The organism is Microbacterium sp. ZXX196, from assembly GCF_009709595.1.
Taxonomy (GTDB): Bacteria; Actinomycetota; Actinomycetes; order Actinomycetales; family Microbacteriaceae; genus Microbacterium; species Microbacterium excoecariae.
This window is the reverse complement of sequence record NZ_WMEE01000004.1, coordinates 15,684-31,863: the sequence shown is the minus strand read 5'-3', so window position 1 is coordinate 31,863 and position 16,180 is coordinate 15,684. Positions and strand designations below refer to the sequence as shown.

Here is a 16,180-nt window from a genome sequence, read left to right as displayed (position 1 = left end):
CGACGAAAGCCCCCGCCGCGGCGGGGGCTTTCGTCGTGAACGGGCTTACTTGCCGAAGTTCTTGAACCGCTGGTTGAACTTCTCGACGCGACCGGCCGAGTCCATGATGCGCTGCTTGCCCGTGTAGAACGGGTGCGATGCGGACGAGATCTCGACGTCGATGACGGGGTACGTGACGCCGTCGAGCTCGATCGTCTTGTCGCTCGTCGCGGTCGAGCGCGTGAGGAACGTCTCGCCCGAGCCGAGGTCACGGAAAACGATCGCCTGGTACGTGGGGTGGATGTCAGTCTTCATGGGATGTCCTTGCGGGAAGATCGTGTGAGGAGGGAAGCGCGCGGATCGGATCCGCGCCGGCGCACCTCGAGCGCCAGCGGACTATTCTACCAGACCGCGTCACGCGGGTGTCGGAGACTCCGCGCGCGCCACCCAGCGACCGCCGAATTCCGCCACGGCGATCGGGATCCCGAACGTCGCCCGGAGATTCTCCCGCGTGAGCGTCGCCGCCAGCGGCCCTTGCGCGACCGCGCGACCGTCGCGGACGAGCAGGACGTGCGTGAATCCGACGGGAATCTCCTCGACGTGGTGCGTGACCATCACCATGGCGGGCGTCGCCGCCGACTGGGCGAAACCGCCGAGCAGCTGGAGGAGGACCTCGCGGGAGCCGAGGTCGAGGCTCGCCGTGGGCTCGTCGAGTAGGAGGAGCTCCGGATCCGTCATGACGGCGCGGGCGATCTCGACGCGCTTGCGCTCGCCGTCGCTCAGCGTGCCGAAGGTGCGATCCGCGAGGTGCGCGAGCTGCCACTGCTCGAGCACCCGCAGCGCGCGGCGCTCGTCGATGCTCTCGTACTCCTCGTTCCAGCGCCCCGTGACCGCGTAGGCGGCGGTCATGACCACGTTGCGCACCGTCTCGTCGGCGGGGATCCGCCGCCCGAGGGCCGTGGACGCGAATCCGATCAGGGGGCGAAGGCCGAAAACGTCGGTCTTCCCGAGGCGCTCGCCCAGGATGTCGACCGTGCCCGCCGTGGGGTGCAGCAGCGTATCCGCCATCTGGAGGAGCGTCGTCTTGCCGGCCCCGTTCGGGCCGAGCACCACCCACCGCTCGTCCGCGCCCACCTTCCACGTGACGCCATCGACGATGTTGCGGCCGTTTCGACGCACGACGACGTCGGTCATCTCGAGCACGGTGGTCATGGGTATGAGCCTACCGAGCGGAGTCAGTAGGGTCGGTGAACGTGACTGCGCGTTTTCTCGTCGTGCTCGACGCCGACTCCACCCTCATCCGCAACGAGGTCATCGAGCTGATCGCCGATGAGGCCGGCCGCGGCGCCGAGGTCGCCCGGGCGACCGAGGCGGCCATGCGCGGCGAGGTCGACTTCGCCGCGAGCCTGCGCTCGCGCGTCGAGGCCCTGGCCGGCGTGCCGGTCGCGGCGTTCGCGCGGGTCCGCGCGCGGATCGAGCCGACCCCGGGCGTGACCGCACTCATCGACGCCGTGCACGACCGCGGCGGCGAGGTCGGCGTCGTCTCGGGCGGATTCCACGAGATCCTCGACGACCTCGCCCCGTCGCTCGGCGTCGACGTGTGGCGCGCGAACCGGCTCGAGGTCGAAGGCGGCGCGCTGACCGGGCGGGTGTCCGGGCCCATCGTCGACGCCGAGGCCAAGGCCGCGCAACTCGCCGAGTGGGCGGGTGAGCGGAGCGTGCCGATGTCGCGCACCCTCGCGATCGGCGACGGCGCGAACGACCTGCGCATGATCGCGGCGGCGGGCCTCGGCGTGGCGTTCAACGCGAAGCCCCGCGTGCGCGCCGCGGCCCCGCTCGCGATCGGCCCGGTCGACCTCGCGCAGCTCATCCCGCTGCTCCCCTAACCCCCTAAGTCCACATTTCTCCGGTAAGTCTCCCCGCGGAGCGGGGAGACTTACCGGAGAAATGTGGACTTGCGGTCAGTGGACGTGGGGTCAGTGGCCCATGCCGAGGCCGCCGTCGACGGGGATCACGGCACCCGAGATGTACGCCGCCTCATCGCTCGCGAGCCAGGAGACGACCGCGGCGATCTCCTCCGGCGAGCCGTAGCGGCCCGCGGGGATCTGCTTCCTGTACGTGGCCTGGGTCGCGTCGTCGAGCTCCGCGGTCATGTCGCTCTCGATGAAGCCGGGCGCGACGACGTTGGCCGTGATGCCGCGCCCGCCGAGTTCGCGCGTGATCGCGCGCGCGAATCCGACCAGCCCGGCCTTGGACGCCGAGTAGTTCGCCTGGCCCGCCACGCCGAACAGCCCGGAGACGCTCGAGACGAGGATGATGCGGCCGCGACGGGCCTTGATCATCGACTTGATCGCACGCTTGACGGTGCGGAAGGCGCCGCCGAGGTTCGTGTCGACGACGGCGGAGAAGTCGTCGTCGCTCATGCGCATGAGGAGCGTGTCCTTCGTGATCCCGGCGTTCGCGACCACGGTCGTGACGGGCCCGAGCTCGGCCTCGACGGTGCGCACGGCCTCGTCGAGCGACGCCCCATCCGTGACGTCGGCCGTGACGGTCAGGGTGTTCGCGGGGCCGGATCCGGATCGCGCCGTCACCGCGACGCGATAGCCGTCGGCGACAAGGCGCTCGGCGATCGCGCGGCCGATACCGCGGTTGCCTCCCGTCACGAGGGCGACGCGGTCTGCTGCGGCTGTGCTCATGGGATCTCCTGTGTCGACGAAACGGCCGCCGGCCAGCCTATCGCGGCGGATCCGTGGCGTAGAATGGGACGATCGTGAAGACCCGCCACACCCGCTCGCAGACCGCGACCTCGATCCCCGCCTCTCCCGAGGCCGACGAGACCGCGCGGATGCGGCAGTACGTCATTACGATGGCGATCCGCACCGTCTGCGTCGTGCTGATGTTCGCGATCCAGCCCTGGGGGTGGCATACGGCCGTCCTCGGCATCGGCGCGATCTTCCTGCCCTATTTCGCCGTCGTGATCGCCAACCAGGCGCAGTCCGCGCTCTCCCCCGCCGCCGAGCGTCCCGAGATCGCGATCGAGGCCGCGCGGCCCGCCGAGCCCACGGCGAGCGACGAGGATCCGGCCGTCTTCCGCATGAACGAGAGCGGCCGCGTCGAGGAGCGCCCGTGATCCTCGGAATGGATCCGGCCACACCGCAGTGCTCGCGCGCGGGGTGCCGCGAGGAGGCGGCCTCGAGCGTGGTGTGGCGCAACCCGCGGATCCACACCGCCGAGCGCCGCAAGGTCTGGCTCGCCTGCGCGGAGCACGCCCCGTACCTGCGCGATTTTCTCGCGTCCCGCGGTTTCCCCGTGGTGGTCCGCGAGGGCCTCACCGACGGCGCCGACGTCGAGCTGCCCGAGGCGGCGGCGTGAAGCGGTGGCCGCGCGCCGGGCGGTGGTCGGCGTACGTCGTCGTCGCGATCGCGTTCGCGGCCGTGTGCGGGTTCCTCTCGCACTGGCAGTTCGAGCGGAACGAACAGCGCGAGGCCGCCAACCAGCTCATCGCGGACAACTACGACGCCGCCCCCGTGCCGCTCGCGGACCTCGTCGCGGGCACGGACGACTTCGACGCGGGCGACGAGTGGCGCCCCGTGATCCTCGAAGGCACGTACCTGACGGACGACCAGCTCCTCGCGCGCAACCGCGCCCAGGGCGGCACGAGCGCCTACGAGGTGATCGTGCCCTTCCAGCTCACCGACGGGCGGATCCTCGCGGTCGACCGCGGCTGGGTGCCCCCCGCGTACGACGGCGGCGCGGAGGCCGTGCCCGAGGCGCCGACGGGCACCGTCACGGTCGTCGCGCGGCTCCGGCCGAGCGAGGCGCTCCCCACGTCGGGGCGCAGCGCGCCCGAGGGGCAGCTGCCGACGATCCACGCACCGAGCGTCGCCGAGGTCGCGGGCGAGGGCACGATCACGACGGCCTACGCCCTCATGGTGAGCGAGGATCCCGCACCCGCCGAGGCGCCCGCGGCGCTCGCGGCGCCCGAGGAGGATCCCGGCCCCCACCTGTCGTATGCGATCCAGTGGATCCTGTTCGCGGTGATGGGGTTCGTGTTCATCGGGTACATGATCCGGACGGAGATCCGCGCGCGGAGCGAGGACGAGCGGCCGGACGAGGACGAGGACGACGAGCCGGCTCCCCCGCGTCGGCGCCGCCGTCGCGACGCCGATGCGGACGCGGAGGACGCGCTGCTCGACGCGCGCGCCTGAGCCTTCTCAGGCGAGGGTGATGAGGTCGATGTAGCTCTTGTTCCAGATGTCCTCGACGCCGTCCGGCAGCAGGAGCACCCGCTCGGGGTTCAGCGCCTGGACCGCGCCCTCGTCGTGCGAGACGAGAACGACGGCGCCCTCGTAGTGCGCGAGCGCGCCGAGGATCTCGTCGCGGCTGGCGGGATCGAGGTTGTTGGTCGGCTCGTCCAGGAGCAGCACGTTCGCGCTGGAGACGACGAGCGTCGCGAGCGAGAGCCGCGTCTTCTCGCCGCCCGAGAGCACGCCGGCCGGCTTGTGCACGTCGTCGCCCGTGAAGAGGAAGGATCCGAGCACCTTGCGCGCCTCGGTCTCGTTCAGGTTGGGCGCCGACGACATCATGTTCTGGAGCACACTGCGATCGACGTCGAGGTTCTCGTGCTCCTGGGCGTAGTAGCCGATCTTGAGCCCGTGGCCCGGCTCGATCTGGCCCGTGTCGGAGGCGTCGACGCCCGCGAGGATCCGCAGCAGCGTGGTCTTGCCGGCGCCGTTCAGCCCCAGCACGACGACTTTCGAGCCGCGGTCGATGGCGAGGTCGACGCCCGCGAAGATCTCGAGCGCGCCGTAGGACTTCGAGAGGCTGGAGGCCATGAGCGGCGTCTTGCCGCAGGCGGCCGGCTTCGGGAACCGGATGCTCGCGACCTTGTCCTCCTGCCGCACCTCGTCCAGGCCGGCGAGCAGCTTCTCCGCCCGCGCCTGCATCTGGTGGGCGGCCGCGGCCTTGGTCGCCTTCGCGCCGAACTTCGCGGCCTGCTGCTGGAGCGCGCTGGCCTTCTTTTCGGCGTTCGCGCGCTCCTTCTTGCGTCGCTCCTCGTCCGCCACACGCTGGCGGAGGTAGTGCTTCCAGCCCATGTTGTAGGTGTCGATGACCTGGCGGTTGGCGTCGAGGTAGAACACCCGGTTGACCGTCTCGCCGACGAGATCGACGTCGTGGCTGATGACGATGAGCCCGCCGCGATAGGTCTTCAGGAACTCCCGCAGCCACACGACGCTGTCGGCGTCGAGGTGGTTGGTCGGCTCGTCGAGAATCATCGTGTCGGCGTCGCTGAAGAGGATCCGCGCGAGCTCGATGCGGCGGCGCTGGCCGCCCGACAGCGTCTTGAGGGGCTGGTCCAGGATCCGGTCCGGCAGCGAGAGGTTGTGCGCGATCGTCGCGGCCTCCGCCTCGGCCGCGTAGCCGCCGATGGCCTCGAAGCGCTCCGTGAGGCGCCCGAAGCGCCGCATGGCCTTCTCGGCGATGGCGGGATCCGCGGATCCCATCTCCTCGGTCGCCTGCGCGATGCCCGCCTGCAGGTCGCCCAGGTCGCGCGCGTTGAGGATCCGCGTGCGCGCGAGCTCCTCCGGATCCCCGGATCGCGGATCCTGGGGCAGATACCCGAGCTCGCCGGAGAGCGTCACCGTGCCGTCGGCCGGCGGGAGATCCCCCGAGAGCACCTTCGTGAGCGTGGTCTTCCCGGCGCCGTTGCGCCCGACGAGACCCACCTTGTCGCCGTCGCCCACGCGGAAGCTGACGCCGCTCATGAGGAGGCGTGCGCCCACGCGGATCTCGAGGTCACTGACGGCAAGCACGAATCGGGATCCCTCTCTCACGGCTGTCGGCGCGGGGCGCGCCAACCCCCCATCCTATCGCCGCGCGGCTGGGGCGATCCCGCGAGCGGTGAGCGCGTCGCCGACCTCGTCGGCGTACCGCAGCGCGAGCACGAGGAGCGTGACCACGGCGCGCGGCCCGAGCCGGACCCCGCGCGCCCGCCGCGCCTCCGCGACGCGGTGCCACAGCGACCCGACGACGGGGACGACGGCGATGGTCAGCTGCACGACGAACGCCACGCGCCACGGATCCACGCCGACGCGGGCGAGCGGCGCGAGCGCGCGCTCGAGGGCGTCGATCATCTCGCTGGTCGGCGTCGTCATCGTGACGACGGCGGCGAGCAGGAGCACCGTGACCACCCGCGCGGTGCCGGCGGCCGCCTCCGCGGGGCCGAGGAAGATCCACTGGGATCCGGCGACGAGGACCACGAGCCACCGCATCGCCCAGACCTGCGCGGCCCACGCGGCGACGCCGAGCGCCCCGGCGGCGAAGGCGACGAGGGTCGCCGCGAGGGCCGCGGCCCCGGCGAGGGGCGTGCGGACGAGGAGGGTCGCGGCGACCGCGAGGACCGCGAGCGCCGCAACCTTCGCGCCGGCGGGCGCGCGGTGGAGCGCGCTCGTTCCCGGGCGGTAGAGCCCGATCACGCGGCCTCCGCGCGATAGGCGGCGATGATCTCGTCCGGCGCGCCGACCGCCGCGAGGCGCCCCTCGTCGAACCGGAGCGCGACGTCGCACCGCGCGGCGAGGTCGAGGTCGTGGGTGACGAGGACGACCTGTCGGGCGCCGGCGCCGGACAGCAGGAGGTCCCCGATCCGCCGGGCGTTGTGGAGGTCGAGGAGTGTCGTCGGCTCGTCCGCGACGAGGATCCGCGGCGCGCCCAGGAGGACCGCGGCGAGCGCCAAGAGCTGCTTCTGGCCGCCCGACAGACTGTAAGCCGGCTGGTTCGCGTGCGCGGCGAGGCCGAACGCCTCGAGGTGCGCCGCGACGCGGCCCGCGACCTCCGCGCGCGGGACCCCGGCGGCGCGGGCCGACAGCGCGAGGTCCTCGGCGGGGGTGGGCATGAGGATCTGAGCCTCGGGCTGGGTGAAGAGGAAACCGACCCGCTCGCGGGCGCGCTTCGGCGCGCGCCCGACGTCCACCCCGTCCACCTCCACGCGCCCCGCGGTGGGGCGCACGAGGCCGTTGAGCGTGCGCGCGAAGGTGGACTTGCCGGAACCATTGCGCCCGATGACCGCGACGCGCGGCTCGGAGAGGGCGACCGTGACGTCCGCGAGGATCGTCGCACCGTCGATCTCGACGCCCAGGCCGTGCGCCTCGATCACGGTGCGACGGCCCGCGCGCGGCGCACGGGCGCGGGGAAGGCGGGCGGGTAGGCGCGGTACAGCCCGAGGGTGAGCGCGGTCGCGACGGCCGCCTTGATCACGTCGCCCGGCAGGAACGCCAGGGAGGTCAGCGCCGTCTCCCCCAGGCCGAGGCCCGTCGAGACGGCCTGAACGGGAATCCCGAATGCATAGACCACCGCGATGCCGCCCACGACGGCGCCGAGCGCCGTGCGCCACCAGGTGATACGGCGGGCGCCGGCGTGCACGATGAGGCCGACGACCATGGCGCCGGGGAGCCACCCGATGAGGTACCCCGACGCCGGGCCCAGGAACACCCCGAGCCCGCCGCGCCCGCCGGACAGCACGGGGAGCCCGATGGCGGCGAGCAGGAACACGACACCGACGGCGGCGCCCGCGCGGCGCGCGCCCAGCACGGTTCCGGCCAGCATGACGCCGAGGGTCTGGGCGGTGATGGGGACGAGCCCCGGTACCGGGATGGGCGCGACGAACCCGAGCGCGACGATGATGCCCGCAAACACCGCGATCCGCGCGATATCGCGCGCCTCCCACTGCCGTTCTTCCGCCACGTCTACTCCTCCTGAACACCGTTCATTGAACGCCGTTCAGTATAGTCATACACATGAGCGAACGCGGACTCGGGCGCGCGGAGATCGTGACCGCAGCCCTCCGGCTCCTCGATGAGTACGGCCTGCCCGACCTGTCGATGCGCCGTCTCGCCGCCGACCTCGGCGTGCGCCCCAGCGCGCTGTACTGGCACGTCGAGAACAAGCAGTCCCTGCTCGCCGCGGTCGCCGACCGCATCGTGTCCGAGGCCGGCTCCGCGGGCGGCCTCGCCGACACCGCGCGCGCCGTGCGCCGGGCGCTGCTCGCCCACCGCGACGGCGCCGAGGTCGTCCTTTCCTCGGCCGCCCTCGCGCTCGGCGAGAACGCGGTGCACGGGCTGCTCCGCGACGCGCTGGCGCGGGAGGCGCATCCGGATCCGGAGCGCGGGGCGACGGTTCTCGCGCAGTTCCTCCTCGGGCACGCCTCGCTCGTGCAGCAGCGCATGCAGGCCGCCGTGATCGGCGCGTACGACCAGGATCCGGGCGCGATCGATCGAGAGGCGCTCGCGGATTTCGACGCCGGGATCCGCGCGCTGCGCGGGGGCGGTCACCGCGGCGCGGACTAGCTCAGCCGCGCAGCTCGGCGGCGTGCCCCAGCCGGAGCCCCGGCACGACGGAGAGCGCCGCGAGCCCGGCGGCGAGCGCGAACATCGCGACGAAGGCGCCCGCGCTCGTCATGCCGCCCAGCGCGACGAACACGAGCCCCATGATGGCCATCGTCGAGGCCGTGCCGACGGCGTCCGCGATCTGCAGGGCGGCCGAGTTGAAGCCCTGGTTCTGCCGGGTGGAGTACGCGAGCGAGAGGACGGTCAGGCGCGGGTAGACCGCCCCCGCGCCGAGCCCCGCGAAACCCCAGGAGAGGATCGGCACCCACGCCGGGACGTCGAGCACGGCGGAGGCCCCGACGATCGCGCAGGCGAGGATCAGAAGCACCGCGCCGCCGACGGCGATCCGCGCGTTCCCGAGGCGGTCGCCCCGCGCGCCGATGAGATTCGCGCTGACGGCCCAGGTCAGGGCGGACACGGTCAGCCCGAGGCCCGCCCACGTTGGGCCGAAGCCGTAATGCTCTCGGAGCAGGTAGGGCACGTAGATCTCGGCGCCGAAGACGCTGCCGGCGACGAGACCCCGCGCCACGATCACGCTCGGGAGCCCGCGCCCGAGGCGGTAGGCGCCCCGCGGCAGGAGCGGACGCATGGCGAGGAGCACGACCGCGAGCGCGACGGCGGCGACGAGCACGCCCGCCGGACCCGAGCCGGCCGACTCCCCCGCGCCCTCCCCCGCGATGCTGAGCACGAGCGCGCCCGCGGCGACGGCGATCGCGAGCCCCACCCGCTGGCCGATCCCGCCGGTCTTCTCTCCCGGCGTTCCGGGGTCGAGACTGCGGAGCGCCGGGGCGAGCATGGCGATCGCGACGACCGCCAGGGCCGCGACGCCGCCGAACACCCACCGCCAGTGGAAGAACTCCGTCACGGCGCCCGCGAGCGCGGGGCCGACGAGCGACGGCACGACCCACGCGGCCGAGAACGCGCCCATGACGCGGCCGTGCAGGTTCGCGGGGAACACGCGCGCGACGACGACGTACAGCGAGACGATCTGCCCGCCCGACCCGAGCCCCATCACGAGGCGACCCGCCACGAGAACCTCCATGGATCCGGCCGCCGCGTCGATCACGAGCCCGGCGACGAAGGCCGCGGTCGCGAGGAGCAGGGGCCACACGGGGCCGCGCCGGTCGGACCACGCGCCGGCGACGACCATGCCCACGACGCTCGTCGCGAACATCCCGGAGAACGCGACGGCGTAGAGCGCGTGGCCGTCCAGGTCGTCGGCCACGGCCGGCATGACCGTCGTGACCGCGAGCGACTGGATCGCCGCGAGGAACACCAGCGCGATCGCGCCGGCCGTCGTCCACACGTACGCGCGGCCCCAGATCGAGGCGCCCTGCCGCGGCGGCTGAATGGGCAGCGGCCCCGAGTAGCTCCCGGGGTCGGCGTGGGTCACGAGGACGCGACCCGGCCGATGCGGCGCACAGCCTCGGTGAGGATCTCGGGGCCCGTGCCGTAGTTGATGCGCACGTGGCCGGCGCCCGGCGCGCCGAACGACGGCCCCGGGTTAAGCGCGACGCGCGCGCCCGCGAGGATCCGCGCCGCCGCGTCGTGTCCGAATCCCGCGCCCGCCAGGTCGACCCACGCGAGGAATCCGGCGTCGCCCGGCGTGTACCGCGCGCCCGGCACGTGCTCCGCCAGGAGATCGACGAGGAGGCGCTGGTTCAGCGCGAGGCGCGCGATGAGCGCGTCGAGCCACGCGTCGCCCTCCTCGAAGGCCGCGATCCCGGCCCTGATGCCGAACAGCCCCGTGCGCCACTCGACCTCCGCGGGGATGGCCCGCACGAGCTCCCGCTTCGCGGGCGAGGCCGAGACCATGTGGGCGCACTTCAGGCCGGCGAGGTTGAAGGCCTTCGAGGCAGAGAGCACGGCGACGCCGACCTCGGCCGCCTCCGGGGAGACCGAGAGGAAGGGGGTGATCTCCGTGCCCGGCATACCGAGGGGCGCGTGGATCTCGTCGCTGATGACCGTCGCGCCGTGCCGCTCGGCGATGCGCGCGAGCTCGGCGAGGTCGGCGGCGGAGTGCGCCGTACCGGTCGGGTTGTGCGGGTTGCACAGCAGCATCGCGACGGCGCCGTCCGCGAACGCGCGCTCGATGCCGCCGAGATCAAGCCGCCACACCCCGCCCTCCTCCAGGAGAGGGACCTCGACGGCCTGGGTGTGTGCCTCGTCGTGCACCATGAAGAACGGCGGATACACCGGGGGCGTCACGACGACCCGGTCGCCCGGCGCCGCGACGGCGCGCACAAGCTCCGCGACGCCCATCATCACGTCGCACGTCGTGCGCACGTCGGCCGGATCCACGTCCCAGCCAAACCGCCGGGCGGCGAAGCCCGCGAAGGCCTCCGGATAGCGCGTGCGCGGGGGCACGTAGCCCGTATCGCCCACCCGCAGGGCCTCCGCGAGGACCCGCTCGATGGGCTCGGCGAGCGCGAAGTCGGTCTCGGCGACGAACAACGGCAGGACGTCGGCGTCGTGCGTCGCCCACTTCGTGCTCGTGCGGGTGCGGAGGACATCGAGGGGCAGGGCGTCGAGCGGCGTGGTCACGGTTTCGACCCTAATACCCCTCCCCGACAACGCACCGCGGGCCCCGGGAGGAATCCCGGGGCCCGCGGCAGGGGCTCAGATCGCGAAGCCGAGCGCGCGCATCTGGTCGCGCCCGTCGTCCGTGATGCGCTCGGGGCCCCACGGCGGCATCCACACCCAGTTGATGCGGAAGCGCTCCACGACGCCGTCGAGCGACTGGGCGGTCTGCTCCTCGAGGACGTCCGTGAGCGGGCACCCGGCGCTCGTCAGCGTCATGTGAATGACGAGCGCGTCGTTCTCCTCGTCCCACGCGAGGTCGTAGATGAGCCCCAGGTCGACCACGTTCACCCCGAGCTCGGGGTCCATGACGTCCTTGAGCGCCTCCGTGACCTCGTCGTATTTCTCCGACGTGAGGGTGGCGGTCATGGGTGCGACCTTACGCCTCGAGCGGGGCGTCCGCCGGCAGGTACGCGGCGTAGCCCTCGCTCTCGAGCCGCTCGGCGAGCTCCGGGCCGCCCTCCTCGACGACCTGGCCCGCGACCATGACGTGCACGAACTCGGGGGTGATGTACCGCAGGATCCGCGTGTAGTGCGTGATGAGCAGCACGCCGAGCCCCGACGTGTCCTTCGCGCGATTGACGCCCTCGGAGACGATCTTCAGCGCGTCGACGTCGAGGCCCGAGTCGGTCTCGTCGAGGATCGCGATCTGCGGCTTCAGGAGCTCGAGCTGAAGGATCTCGTGGCGCTTCTTCTCGCCGCCCGAGAAGCCCTCGTTGACATTGCGCTGCGCGAACTTCGGGTCCATGCGGAGGTTCTTCATGCCCTCCTTGACGTCCTTCGTCCACGTGCGGATCGAGGGCGCTTCGCCGTCGATCGCCGTCTTCGCGGTGCGCAGGAAGTTCGTCACCGTCACGCCGGGGATCTCGACGGGGTACTGCATCGCGAGGAACAGGCCCGCGCGGGCGCGCTCGTCGACGCTCATCTCGAGGACGTCCTCGCCGTCGAGCGTGATGGATCCGCCCGTGACGGTGTACTTCGGGTGACCGGCGATGGTCGACGCGAGCGTGGACTTGCCCGAACCGTTCGGGCCCATGATCGCGTGCGTCTCGCCGCTGCGGATCGTGAGGTTCACGCCGTTAAGGATCGGCGTCGTGCCCTCATCGGTCTCGACCGTGACGTGCAGGTCGCGGATCTCGAGAACAGCCATGTCAGTTTTCCTTCTTCACGTTGATGTCAATGAGCACGTCGTCGCCGTCGATCTCGACGGCGTAGACCGGGACGGGCTCGTAAGCGGGGAGGTTGAGGGGCTTGCCCGTCTTGAGCGAGAACGCGGATCCGTGCGCCCAGCACTCGAGCGTCTCGCCCTCCACGAAACCCTCCGAGAGGGAGATGTCGCCGTGCGTGCAGGTGTCGCCGATCGCGTGGATCTCGTCGTTGCTGTCGAGGACGAGGGCGATCGGAACGCCGTCGACCTCGACGCGCATCGGCTCGTCCTGGACGAGCTCTCCGCGCGCACACACGCGCGTCGCGCTCACGACCGGACCCCTTCGGCGATCTCGCGCTCGATGTCGGCGATGAGCGTCGCCTGCAGCTCGGGCACCTGGATCCGCTGCGGGATCTCGGCGAGGAAGCCGAGGACGATGAGTCGACGGGCCTCCTCCTCGCTGATGCCGCGGGCCTGCAGGTAGAAGAGCTGCTCGTCGTCGAACCGGCCGGTCGCGGAGGCGTGCCCCGCGCCCTTGATGTCGCCCGTCTTGATCTCGAGGTTCGGGATCGAATCCGCGCGCGCGCCGTTCGTGAGCACGAGGTTGCGGTTGGCCTCGTAGGAGTCGGTTCCGGTCGCGTCCGGCCCGATGAGCACGTCGCCGATCCACACGCTGCGCGCCGACTCGCCCTGCAGGGCGCTCTTGTAGAGCACGTCGCCCGTGGTGTCGGCACCCTTGTGGAAGAGGTAGACCTGGCTCTCGAAGTGCTGGCCCGAGTCGCTATAGGACAGGCCGAACATCTCGCCGTTCGCGCCCTGTCCCGACAGCTCGAGCGTCGGGTTCACGCGGACGACGCCGCCGCCGAAGGTGATGACGAAGTGGGTCAGCGACGCGTCGCGGTCCACGCGCGCCTGGTGCGCCGCCGCGTGGTTCGCGTCGTCCGCCCACTTCTGCACCGAGATGACCGTGAGCTGGGATCCGTCGCGCGCGAGGATCTCGACGTTCTGGGCGTAGTCGGCGGATCCGGTGTGCTGCAGCACGACCGTGCCCTTCGACATCGCCTCGGCCTCGATGACGATGTAGCCGTCAGCCCGGCGCCCGGCGCCGAGCCCGGCGATGTCGAGCACGATGGGCTCGGCGATCTCCGCCTCGCGCGGGAGGCGAATGTGCAACGCCTCGCGCGCGCCCTGGCCGGCGACCGCGGCCGTGATGTCCTCCGGCTCGAAGAACTCCCCGCGCGGGGCCTCGCCCGCCGCGAGCGTCGCCTGCCCGTACTCCCCGCCCGAGGCGAAGGAGTAGGAGACGCCACCTTCGTCACCGGCCGGCTCGAACAGCGACGAGATCCGCGAGATCGGCGTGTGCTTCCAGTTCACCTCGCGCCCCGTCGGCACGCCGAAATCGGCGGGCGACGCCGAGCGCGGCCGCTCGGAGCGGGTCTGGATGGGGGCGGCGGATCCCTCCTGCGAGCCGATGAGGGCTCGCACGGGGTCCACGTGGGCGTGCGCGTCCTGCGCCTCGACGGGCGCCTGGGTGTGGGTCGTCATTCCTAGCCGACCGATCCTTCCATGCCCATTTCGATGAGCTTGTTGAGTTCCAGGGCGTATTCCATCGGCAGCTCGCGCGCGATCGGCTCGATGAAGCCGCGCACGATCATCGACATCGCCTCGGTCTCCTCGAGGCCGCGGCTCATCAGGTAGAAGAGCTGCTCCTCGCTGACCTTCGACACCGTGGCCTCGTGACCGAGGACGACGTCGTCGACGCGGATATCGATCGCCGGGTAGGTGTCCGAGCGCGACTGCGTGTCCACGAGCAGCGCGTCGCAGACGACCGAGTTGGCCGAGTGGTGGGCCTTCTCGTCGACGCGCACCTCGCCGCGGTAGCCGGCGCGACCGCCGCCGCGGGCGATCGACTTCGAGACGATCGACGACTGCGTGTACGGCGCCATGTGGATCATCTTCGCGCCCGCGTCCTGGTGCTGGCCCGGGCCCGCGAACGCGACCGAGAGCGTCTCGCCCTTGGCGTGCTCGCCCATAAGGAAGATCGACGGGTACTTCATCGTGACCTTGGATCCGATGTTGCCGTCGACCCACTCCATCGTCGCGCCCTCTTCGGCGATCGCGCGCTTCGTGACGAGGTTGTAGACGTTGTTCGACCAGTTCTGGATCGTCGTGTAGCGCACGCGGGCGTTCTTCTTCACGATGATCTCGACGACGGCCGAGTGCAGCGAGTCGCTCTTGTAGATCGGGGCCGTGCAGCCCTCGATGTAGTGGACGTAGCTGCCCTCGTCGGCGATGATGAGCGTCCGCTCGAACTGGCCCATGTTCTCGGTGTTGATCCGGAAGTAGGCCTGCAGCGGGATCTCGACGTGGACGCCCTTCGGGACGTAGACGAAGGATCCGCCGGACCACACGGCGGTGTTGAGCGCGGCGAACTTGTTGTCGCCCGCGGGGATCACCGTGCCGAAGTACTCCTCGAAGAACTCGGGGTGCTCGCGCAGGGCCGTGTCGGTGTCCATGAAGATGACACCCTGGCTCTCGAGGTCCTCGCGAATCTGGTGGTAGACCACCTCGGACTCGTACTGGGCCGCGACGCCCGCGACCAGGCGCTGGCGCTCGGCCTCGGGGATGCCGAGCCGCTCGTAGGTGTTCTTAATGTCCTCGGGCAGGTCATCCCAGGTCTGGGCCTGCTTCTCCGTCGTCCGGACGAAGTACTTGATGTTGTCGAAGTCAATGTCGCTGAGGTCGGCACCCCACGTCGGCATCGGCTTCTTCCCGAAGAGCTTCAGCGCCTTCAGGCGCGTCTTCAGCATCCATTCGGGCTCGTTCTTGAGGCGGGAGATGTCGCGGACGACGGCCTCGCTGAGTCCGCGCTGGGCGCTCGCGCCGGCGACGTCGGAGTCGTGCCAGCCGAACTCGTACACCCCCAGCCCTTCGAGTTCGGGGCGGTCGATCAGCACTTCAGACATGACGGCTCACACTCTCCTCAGGGGTCTCGACCAGTGTCATCTGTCCCACCGCCTCGGAGCACCTGGCGGCGTGGGTGGACCCTGCATGGCGGCGCAGGTTTCGCGCCTAGACTGTTTTCGGATGCGACTCGAGCCCATGGGGCCCGCATCCTTCACCACAGATTCTACAGGTTTCGCCCGGACCGTCGTCGGCTCTGACGATGTGCGCCCGCGGCCGAGGAGGCGCCCCGCCATGACCGCCGTCACGTCCGCTCCCACCCGCTTTTCGACGGCGTTGTACGTCTTCGCGTGGCTGTCGTTCCTCGCCGAGGTCATCATCATCGCGACCGGGGGGACCGTGCGCCTGACCGGATCCGGGCTCGGCTGCACCGAGTGGCCGCTGTGCACCCCCGATTCGCTCGTGCCGACGGAGGCGATGGGCGTCCACGGCGTCATCGAGTTCAGCAACCGGCTCATGTCGACGGTCGTGGGCGTACTCGCCCTGGTCGTGCTCGTGCTGGTGTGGCGCCGGCGGGCCGAGCGGCGCGACCTGTTCGTGCTGGCCTGGATCGTCCTCGGCGGCGTGCTCGCCCAGGCCGTCGCGGGCGGCGTGACCGTCTGGACGGGCCTGAACGCCTTTCTCGTCGCGTTCCACTACACGGCGTCCCTCGTCCTCGTGTGCGTGGCCGCCGCGTTCCTCGTACGCCTGTACGAGCCCGCGGGCCCCCGCGAGCGCGCGGTGCCGCGGGGCTACGCCGCCCTCGTGCACGCGACATCCCTCGTGCTCGCCGTCACGATCGCCTTCGGCGTGCTCACGACGAGCAACGGCCCGCACTCGGGGGACGCCGACGTCGTGCGCAACGGCTTCGACGCGACGATCCTCGCCCACGTGCACGCCTGGCCCGGATACATCCTGCTCGCGCTGACCCTCGCGATCGCCGGGATCGCCTGGGCGCGCCGGCTCCCGACGCGGCGCTGGTCGCTCGCGTTCCTCGGCGCGCTCGCCGTGCAGATCTTCGTCGGCGTCTGGCAGGCCAACACGGCTCTCCCACCGCTGCTGGTGGGGATCCACATGGTCCTCGCGGCCCTCACGTCCGCCGCGTACGTCGTCGTCGTCCTGCGACTGAAGCGCCCCGCCCGGGCGTAAC

General features: G+C 71.4%; 20 protein-coding genes. 6 read left to right on the top strand and 14 right to left on the bottom strand.

Going from position 1 to position 16,180, the window contains the following annotated elements:
* Positions 1 to 45 precede the first annotated feature (45 nt).
* A complete protein-coding gene (locus tag GJQ66_RS05245) occupies positions 46 to 294 on the bottom strand; it encodes a type B 50S ribosomal protein L31 (RefSeq protein WP_155048299.1) in 249 nt (82 codons plus the stop codon).
* Positions 295 to 393: 99 nt separating this feature from the next.
* Positions 394 to 1,191, bottom strand: a complete 798-nt coding sequence (locus GJQ66_RS05240; protein WP_155048298.1) for an ABC transporter ATP-binding protein — start codon at positions 1,189 to 1,191, stop codon at positions 394 to 396.
* A gap of 35 nt (positions 1,192 to 1,226) precedes the next feature.
* Here GJQ66_RS05240 and serB point away from each other — a divergent pair, with 35 nt between their 5' ends.
* The gene (serB, locus tag GJQ66_RS05235; protein ID WP_368732697.1) at positions 1,227 to 1,865 is read left to right on the top strand and encodes a phosphoserine phosphatase SerB; all 639 of its coding nucleotides are present in this window, start codon (positions 1,227 to 1,229) and stop codon (positions 1,863 to 1,865) included.
* 90 nt (positions 1,866 to 1,955) lie between these two features.
* On the opposite strand, the gene fabG is transcribed toward serB, so the two are convergent.
* The gene (gene fabG, locus GJQ66_RS05230) at positions 1,956 to 2,675 is read right to left on the bottom strand and encodes a 3-oxoacyl-ACP reductase FabG (RefSeq protein WP_155048297.1); all 720 of its coding nucleotides are present in this window, start codon (positions 2,673 to 2,675) and stop codon (positions 1,956 to 1,958) included.
* Between the two features lie 74 nt (positions 2,676 to 2,749).
* Between fabG and GJQ66_RS05225 the strand changes: the two genes are divergently transcribed.
* The 3 genes from GJQ66_RS05225 to GJQ66_RS05215 are packed head-to-tail and all read left to right on the top strand — an operon-like array spanning position 2,750 to position 4,187.
* On the top strand, positions 2,750 to 3,109 hold the full coding sequence (locus GJQ66_RS05225; RefSeq protein WP_368732696.1) for a DUF3099 domain-containing protein: 360 nt from the start codon (positions 2,750 to 2,752) through the stop codon (positions 3,107 to 3,109).
* Between the two features lie 8 nt (positions 3,110 to 3,117).
* Positions 3,118 to 3,351: a hypothetical protein gene (locus GJQ66_RS05220; RefSeq protein WP_155048499.1), complete on the top strand. Its 234-nt coding sequence runs from the start codon at positions 3,118 to 3,120 to the stop codon at positions 3,349 to 3,351.
* Entirely contained in the window at positions 3,348 to 4,187 is an 840-nt protein-coding gene (locus tag GJQ66_RS05215; protein ID WP_368732695.1) for an SURF1 family protein, read from the top strand. The genes GJQ66_RS05220 and GJQ66_RS05215 overlap by 4 nt, the downstream gene beginning before the upstream one ends.
* Before the next feature lie 6 nt (positions 4,188 to 4,193).
* Here GJQ66_RS05215 and abc-f read toward each other — a convergent pair whose 3' ends face one another.
* Genes abc-f through GJQ66_RS05195 form a run of 4 tightly spaced genes read right to left on the bottom strand, consistent with a single transcriptional unit; the run spans position 4,194 to position 7,719 of the window.
* Positions 4,194 to 5,792 (bottom strand): ribosomal protection-like ABC-F family protein, encoded by a 1,599-nt coding sequence (gene abc-f, locus GJQ66_RS05210; RefSeq protein WP_368732694.1) that lies wholly within the window; start codon positions 5,790 to 5,792, stop codon positions 4,194 to 4,196.
* A 54-nt stretch (positions 5,793 to 5,846) separates the two neighbouring features.
* On the bottom strand, positions 5,847 to 6,455 hold the full coding sequence (locus GJQ66_RS05205) for an energy-coupling factor transporter transmembrane protein EcfT (protein ID WP_166317282.1): 609 nt from the start codon (positions 6,453 to 6,455) through the stop codon (positions 5,847 to 5,849).
* Positions 6,452 to 7,132 (bottom strand): energy-coupling factor ABC transporter ATP-binding protein, encoded by a 681-nt coding sequence (locus GJQ66_RS05200; protein ID WP_368732693.1) that lies wholly within the window; start codon positions 7,130 to 7,132, stop codon positions 6,452 to 6,454. The genes GJQ66_RS05205 and GJQ66_RS05200 overlap by 4 nt, the downstream gene beginning before the upstream one ends.
* A complete protein-coding gene (locus GJQ66_RS05195; RefSeq protein ID WP_368732692.1) occupies positions 7,129 to 7,719 on the bottom strand; it encodes a biotin transporter BioY in 591 nt (196 codons plus the stop codon). Before GJQ66_RS05195 ends, GJQ66_RS05200 begins: the two co-directional genes overlap by 4 nt.
* Positions 7,720 to 7,772: 53 nt before the next feature.
* Between GJQ66_RS05195 and GJQ66_RS05190 the strand changes: the two genes are divergently transcribed.
* The gene (locus GJQ66_RS05190) at positions 7,773 to 8,321 is read left to right on the top strand and encodes a TetR family transcriptional regulator (RefSeq protein WP_155048296.1); all 549 of its coding nucleotides are present in this window, start codon (positions 7,773 to 7,775) and stop codon (positions 8,319 to 8,321) included.
* Position 8,322: 1 nt separating this feature from the next.
* Here GJQ66_RS05190 and GJQ66_RS05185 read toward each other — a convergent pair whose 3' ends face one another.
* The 7 genes from GJQ66_RS05185 to sufB form a co-directional block, all read right to left on the bottom strand.
* The gene (locus tag GJQ66_RS05185; RefSeq protein ID WP_368732691.1) at positions 8,323 to 9,753 is read right to left on the bottom strand and encodes an MFS transporter; all 1,431 of its coding nucleotides are present in this window, start codon (positions 9,751 to 9,753) and stop codon (positions 8,323 to 8,325) included.
* Entirely contained in the window at positions 9,750 to 10,904 is a 1,155-nt protein-coding gene (locus tag GJQ66_RS05180; protein ID WP_368732690.1) for a MalY/PatB family protein, read from the bottom strand. The genes GJQ66_RS05185 and GJQ66_RS05180 overlap by 4 nt, the downstream gene beginning before the upstream one ends.
* A gap of 75 nt (positions 10,905 to 10,979) precedes the next feature.
* The gene (locus tag GJQ66_RS05175; protein WP_155048295.1) at positions 10,980 to 11,309 is read right to left on the bottom strand and encodes a metal-sulfur cluster assembly factor; all 330 of its coding nucleotides are present in this window, start codon (positions 11,307 to 11,309) and stop codon (positions 10,980 to 10,982) included.
* 10 nt (positions 11,310 to 11,319) lie between these two features.
* Positions 11,320 to 12,090 carry a Fe-S cluster assembly ATPase SufC gene (gene sufC / locus GJQ66_RS05170; protein ID WP_155048294.1) on the bottom strand — a complete coding sequence of 257 codons (771 nt, stop codon included), beginning with the start codon at positions 12,088 to 12,090 and terminating at the stop codon, positions 11,320 to 11,322.
* Between the two features lies 1 nt (position 12,091).
* A complete protein-coding gene (locus tag GJQ66_RS05165; protein WP_338100755.1) occupies positions 12,092 to 12,418 on the bottom strand; it encodes a non-heme iron oxygenase ferredoxin subunit in 327 nt (108 codons plus the stop codon).
* Positions 12,415 to 13,632 (bottom strand): Fe-S cluster assembly protein SufD, encoded by a 1,218-nt coding sequence (gene sufD / locus GJQ66_RS05160; RefSeq protein WP_155048293.1) that lies wholly within the window; start codon positions 13,630 to 13,632, stop codon positions 12,415 to 12,417. The genes GJQ66_RS05165 and sufD overlap by 4 nt, the downstream gene beginning before the upstream one ends.
* A gap of 2 nt (positions 13,633 to 13,634) precedes the next feature.
* The gene (gene sufB, locus GJQ66_RS05155; RefSeq protein ID WP_155048292.1) at positions 13,635 to 15,053 is read right to left on the bottom strand and encodes a Fe-S cluster assembly protein SufB; all 1,419 of its coding nucleotides are present in this window, start codon (positions 15,051 to 15,053) and stop codon (positions 13,635 to 13,637) included.
* Between the two features lie 232 nt (positions 15,054 to 15,285).
* On the opposite strand from sufB, the gene GJQ66_RS05150 reads away from it, so the two are divergent.
* Positions 15,286 to 16,179, top strand: coding sequence for a heme A synthase (locus GJQ66_RS05150; protein WP_155048291.1), 894 nt, complete (start codon positions 15,286 to 15,288; stop codon positions 16,177 to 16,179).
* The last annotated feature ends 1 nt before the right edge of the window (position 16,180 follow it).

Coding starts and splice junctions, on each gene's coding strand:
- GJQ66_RS05245 (WP_155048299.1), bottom strand. CDS start 294: ATGAAGACTGACATCCACCCCACGTACCAGGCGATCGTTTTCCGTGAC.
- fabG (WP_155048297.1), bottom strand. CDS start 2,675: ATGAGCACAGCCGCAGCAGACCGCGTCGCCCTCGTGACGGGAGGCAAC.
- sufD (WP_155048293.1), bottom strand. CDS start 13,632: ATGACGACCCACACCCAGGCGCCCGTCGAGGCGCAGGACGCGCACGCC.
- sufC (WP_155048294.1), bottom strand. CDS start 12,090: ATGGCTGTTCTCGAGATCCGCGACCTGCACGTCACGGTCGAGACCGAT.
- GJQ66_RS05150 (WP_155048291.1), top strand. CDS start 15,286: ATGACCGCCGTCACGTCCGCTCCCACCCGCTTTTCGACGGCGTTGTAC.
- GJQ66_RS05175 (WP_155048295.1), bottom strand. CDS start 11,309: ATGACCGCCACCCTCACGTCGGAGAAATACGACGAGGTCACGGAGGCG.
- GJQ66_RS05240 (WP_155048298.1), bottom strand. CDS start 1,191: ATGACCACCGTGCTCGAGATGACCGACGTCGTCGTGCGTCGAAACGGC.
- GJQ66_RS05190 (WP_155048296.1), top strand. CDS start 7,773: ATGAGCGAACGCGGACTCGGGCGCGCGGAGATCGTGACCGCAGCCCTC.
- GJQ66_RS05220 (WP_155048499.1), top strand. CDS start 3,118: ATGGATCCGGCCACACCGCAGTGCTCGCGCGCGGGGTGCCGCGAGGAG.
- sufB (WP_155048292.1), bottom strand. CDS start 15,053: ATGTCTGAAGTGCTGATCGACCGCCCCGAACTCGAAGGGCTGGGGGTG.